Source organism: Microcoleus sp. OTE_8_concoct_300, from assembly GCF_031383065.1.
Lineage (GTDB): Bacteria > Cyanobacteriota > Cyanobacteriia > Cyanobacteriales > Microcoleaceae > Microcoleus.
In genome coordinates this window covers 1-2,324 of the sequence record NZ_JANMZH010000366.1, presented here as the reverse complement: position 1 = coordinate 2,324, position 2,324 = coordinate 1, and the positions used below count along the sequence as shown (strand labels likewise).

At 45.3% G+C, this 2,324-nt stretch carries 1 protein-coding gene and 1 pseudogene; both read right to left on the bottom strand.

Annotated elements, in window-relative coordinates:
* The coding region (locus tag ACUVJL_RS16415) for a replicative DNA helicase (protein WP_445246826.1) at positions 1–1,087 on the bottom strand (1,087 nt) is incomplete at its 3' end.
* Between the two features lie 116 nt (positions 1,088–1,203).
* A pseudogene (locus ACUVJL_RS16410) lies at positions 1,204–2,324 on the bottom strand (hypothetical protein); the annotation flags it as partial.

The following is a 2,324-nucleotide window of genomic DNA, read 5'->3' as shown; positions in this document are numbered from 1 at the left end:
CAACCGGCGCGTCAACCTCGCGAGCTAAAATCTTCATCTGCCGCGTAATTTCGCTGATTTTATTGACAACATTTTCATCCGCTGAATTCACCATCAATTGCAGGTAATCAACAATTACCAAACCCAATGGGCCGCGCTCGGAAACAAATTCCCTAACTCTCGAACGAATCTCTAGGGGAGATGGTTCCAAACTTTCGTCTATCCAAAAATCAGCATCGCTAACTTTCCCTAAAGCCGAAGCTAGGACTTCGTACTTACCAGCTAGGTTAACTTTCCTGATATCTTTCACCGACACCCCACTCTCAAGTGCCATTAGTCGCGCTGCCAAGTCCCGACCTGGCATTTCCATCGAAAACATCAAAACTCGACCGTTCGTGGGAAGGGAAGCAATGTTGTACCCAAGCGCGCAAGCCAAAGCTGTTTTGCCGCTGCCGGGGCGACCTCCTATGACAATCAATTCACCTCGGTAAAATCCCCCTCCCAAGAGGTCGTCGAGGTCGTAAAACCCCGTGCTGATTCCAGGAAAGTAGTTAGCAGTCTCCAAGCGCTCTTCCTCAATTTCATCTAGATATCGCCAAAGCTCTTGGCAATATTCCGAGAGAGGCCGAATAGCTTTTTGCCGCTCTTCTTTGTACTTATTGAGGGCAAAAATCTTTGCCTCGGCTTTATTTAGTATCGCATCCAATTCGGTGGAAGTCTCGTAGCCAAGCTGCACCAGGTCATTACCAACTTTGATGAGTTCGCGCCGGACAAACTTGTCTACGACTAGCAAGGCATATTGGTCGATGTTGACGGCTGAAACAGTTCGGTCTACCAACATTACCAGTTTGGTTTGACCCCCTACTACTTCCAGCAGGTTGTGGTCGTCGAGGAAGGTGGTGATGTTCATCAAATCTGTGGGCTGCTCCTTAGAGTGCAGCGCTAAAGCGGCCCGATAAATGTGTTGGTGGACTGTAATTGCTAACGCTTCGGGACGCAGAATATTTGCGACTCGGTTAATCGCGATTGGGTCGATCAGAATTCCGCCTAAAATTGCTTCCTCTGCATCAATATTGATCGGCATTTTGTCAACAAAACTGACTGCCATGTCTGGTATTCTCCTTTGAGCTTGTTGTTAATTAAACTGTACTAAAAGTTGTCTAAAGGATTAGATGCTGTCTACATGGGTTAAATCATCACTGTTTTCACAGCTAAGTTAAATAACTAAGTAGTAGATAATTTGTTGAAAATTTGTTTTACGTGCTGAGGAAATCGCTGCATCCACTGCAAGTAAATTTGCTGCTGAATACCTAGCGCTGCAAAAGCTTCTTTGCCTAGTTGCTGGAACTGTTCGCATAACGTTCGATGAGTTTCTAATGGCATATAATGAGGGTCAACATAATCCTCAGTTATTCTTGTTGTCTGTGCAGAACGAGAATCTTTTGGAATTGGAGAAGAGCCTGTTGAAGCTGGAGACGAAACAACATTTGTTGGGTTCGAGTTTTGAAAACCGTTAGTTTTCTCCCACCAGCGACCGCGCAAACAATCAACGACCCACCCTGAAGGGTTGGATATTTGCTTTGTTTGGCTTCGGACTTGCAGCAAGTTTATGGCGGCTTGGATTTCGTTTAAGCTGTGCTGGAGGACACAAATTTTTAATTCAGAATTCATGCCTCCTGTGGCTCGCGTAACGGCTTCGACAATTTCAGTTGCATCGGGATTGGCAATTGCAACCGCTTCGATAATTTCAGTTGTCTCGGAATTGGCAATTGGAACAGCTTCGACAATTTCAGTTGCATCGGAATTGGCAATTGGAACAGCTTCGACAATTTCATTCGCATCGGGGTTGGCAATTGGAACAGCTTTGACAATCTCAGTCGCATCGGGGTTGGCAATTACAACAGCTTCGATAATCTCAGTTGTCTCGGAATTGGCAATTGGAACAGCTTTGACAATCTCAGTCGCATCAGGATTAGTAATTGGAACGGCTTTGACAATCTCAGTGGCATCGGGGTTGGCAATTGCAACCGCTTCGACAATTTCAGGAACTTGGGGAGTAACGGGCGAAGATATTTCAGGACTTAACGGAACAGCTTTATTGGTAGGTATTGGTGATTTGGCGGCAGAGATTGTTGGATTGTCGAGGCTGTTGAGTTCTGTCAGCAGTTTTTGCGGGGGTTTAGAGGTCAAACCTCTTTGTTCTGGAGTGCAAGGCATTGCCACATCGACTGCCTGACTGTTATCTGAATTAATTCTCAGACATTCAGCGGTTGGGGCGGAACATTTATTTTCACTAGGGGTTTTTAGTTCTTGTTCTGAATTTTTATTTAATTCAGTGCTTTTAG